The 1,930-nt window shown below is 73.0% G+C and carries 3 protein-coding genes; 2 read left to right on the forward strand and 1 reads right to left on the reverse strand.

Annotated features, from left to right (window positions below):
• Window positions 1–44: 44 nt before the first annotated feature.
• Window positions 45–905 carry a dihydropteroate synthase gene (gene folP / locus ACWGDE_RS38550; RefSeq protein ID WP_453393750.1) on the reverse strand — a complete coding sequence of 287 codons (861 nt, stop codon included), beginning with the start codon at window positions 903–905 and terminating at the stop codon, window positions 45–47.
• 76 nt (window positions 906–981) lie between these two features.
• Here folP and ACWGDE_RS38555 point away from each other — a divergent pair, with 76 nt between their 5' ends.
• Both ACWGDE_RS38555 and ACWGDE_RS38560 read left to right on the forward strand, forming a co-directional pair.
• On the forward strand, window positions 982–1,320 hold the full coding sequence (locus ACWGDE_RS38555; protein WP_453393751.1) for a DivIVA domain-containing protein: 339 nt from the start codon (window positions 982–984) through the stop codon (window positions 1,318–1,320).
• Window positions 1,317–1,892 carry a DNA-3-methyladenine glycosylase I gene (locus ACWGDE_RS38560; RefSeq protein ID WP_453393752.1) on the forward strand — a complete coding sequence of 192 codons (576 nt, stop codon included), beginning with the start codon at window positions 1,317–1,319 and terminating at the stop codon, window positions 1,890–1,892. Before ACWGDE_RS38555 ends, ACWGDE_RS38560 begins: the two co-directional genes overlap by 4 nt.
• The last annotated feature ends 38 nt before the right edge of the window (window positions 1,893–1,930 follow it).

The following is a 1,930-nucleotide window of genomic DNA, read 5'->3' on the forward strand; positions in this document are numbered from 1 at the left end:
GTGTTTAAGAGTCAGGGCCGGCCTCCGGCCGTCGGGCAGTGGGCTCAGGCGAGCCCGCGGCGGGCCACCGCCGGGGGCCGGTGGCCCTGGATCGAGCGGACCATGTCGAGGATCTGCTTCGTCTCCGCCACCTCGTGGACGCGGTAGACCTGGGCGCCGAGCCAGGCCGAGACGGCCGTGGTGGCCAGGGTGCCCAGGAGGCGCTCCTTGACGGGCTTGTCGAGGGTCTCGCCGACGAAGTCCTTGTTCGACAGGGAGACCAGCACCGGCCAGCCCGTCCCGGTCATCTCCGCGAGGCGGCGGGTGGCCTCCAGGGAGTGGCGGGTGTTCTTCCCGAAGTCGTGACCCGGGTCGATCATGATCGCGTCGCGGCGGACGCCCAGCGCGGCCGCGCGTTCGGCGAGCCCGACCGTGACGCGCAGGATGTCCTCCATCACGTCCTCGTACGAGGTCCGGTGCGGCCGGGTGCGCGGCTCGACCCCGCCCGCGTGGGTGCAGACGATGCCGGCGCCGTAGCGCGCGGCGACCTCGGCGAGCTTCGGGTCGACCCCGCCCCACGCGTCGTTCAGCACGTCGGCCCCGGCCTCGCAGACGGCCTCGCCGACCTCGTGCCGCCAGGTGTCCACGCTGATCACCACGTCCGGGTGGCGGCGCCGGACGTCGGCGACGAAGCCGACCGTGCGCCGGGCCTCCTCGGCCGCGTCGACGTGCTCTCCGGGACCGGCCTTGACCCCGCCGATGTCGATGATCGCGGCGCCCTCGGCGATGGCCTGCTCGACCCGGTCCAGGGCCGGCTCGTCGCGGAAGGTCGCGCCCTGGTCGTAGAAGGAGTCAGGGGTCCGGTTCACGATGGCCATGATCACCGGCTCGTGGGTGTCGAACTCGCGCCTGCCCAGTCGCAGCATCCTGCTCTTTCCTCCTTCGGCGGCCTTCGCGCCTCGCCTGTGACCTTAACCTGGTGGCCGGAGCCTCTCAGGGGAGTTGATCGTGTTCGTGTTCTTGCTGATCGCGCTGGTCGTGGTCGTTGCCGCGGTCACCCTGGCCGTGGCCGGCGGCGGATCCGAGGCCGTACTGCCCGAGGCGGAGCCGGACAGGCTGTCCGACGCCCTGCCGGAGAACCGTCCCGTCGTCCGGGCGGACATCGACGAGCTGCGGCTGCCGGTCGCCCCGCGCGGCTACCGGATGAACGAGGTGGACGAGGTACTGGAGCGGCTGGCGGCCGAGCTGGCGGAGCGTGACGCCCGGATCGCGGAGCTCACCGCCGCCGTGGCGGCGGCCGGGGGCGGCTCCGTGAGCCTCACCAAGGCCGACGGGCAGTGACCGGGGTCGTCGCCGGGCCCGACGGGGGCCTGCGGTGCCCGTGGGGGCTGTCCACCGAGGACTACATCGCCTACCACGACACCGAGTGGGGGCGCCCGGTCCACGGGGACGACGCCCTCTACGAGCGGCTGTGCCTGGAGGCCTTCCAGTCGGGGCTCTCGTGGCTGACGATCCTGCGCCGGCGCGAGGGGTTCCGGGCGGCGTTCGCGGGCTTCGAGATCGGCAAGGTCGCGGAGTTCGGCGCGGCGGACGTGGAACGGCTCCTCGGCGACGAGGGGATCATCCGCAACCGGGCCAAGATCGAGGCGACCCTCGCCAACGCGAAGACCCTGGCCGGGTGGGGGGCGGGGGAGCTGGACTCCCTGATCTGGTCCCACGCCCCGGCGCCGGGCCGGGCCCCGAAGAGCACCACCGAGATCCCGGCGGTGACCCCGGAGTCCACGGCCCTGGCCAAGGCCCTGAAGAAGGCGGGCATCCGCTTCGTCGGCCCGACGACGGCGTACGCCCTGATGCAAGCCTGCGGCCTGGTCAACGACCACCTGAGCCGCTGCATCGCCCGCAACCCGGCCTGACGCACCTCAAACGCCGGCGGGGCTGGATTTTCCAGCCC

Source organism: Streptomyces sp. NPDC054956, assembly GCF_053609185.1.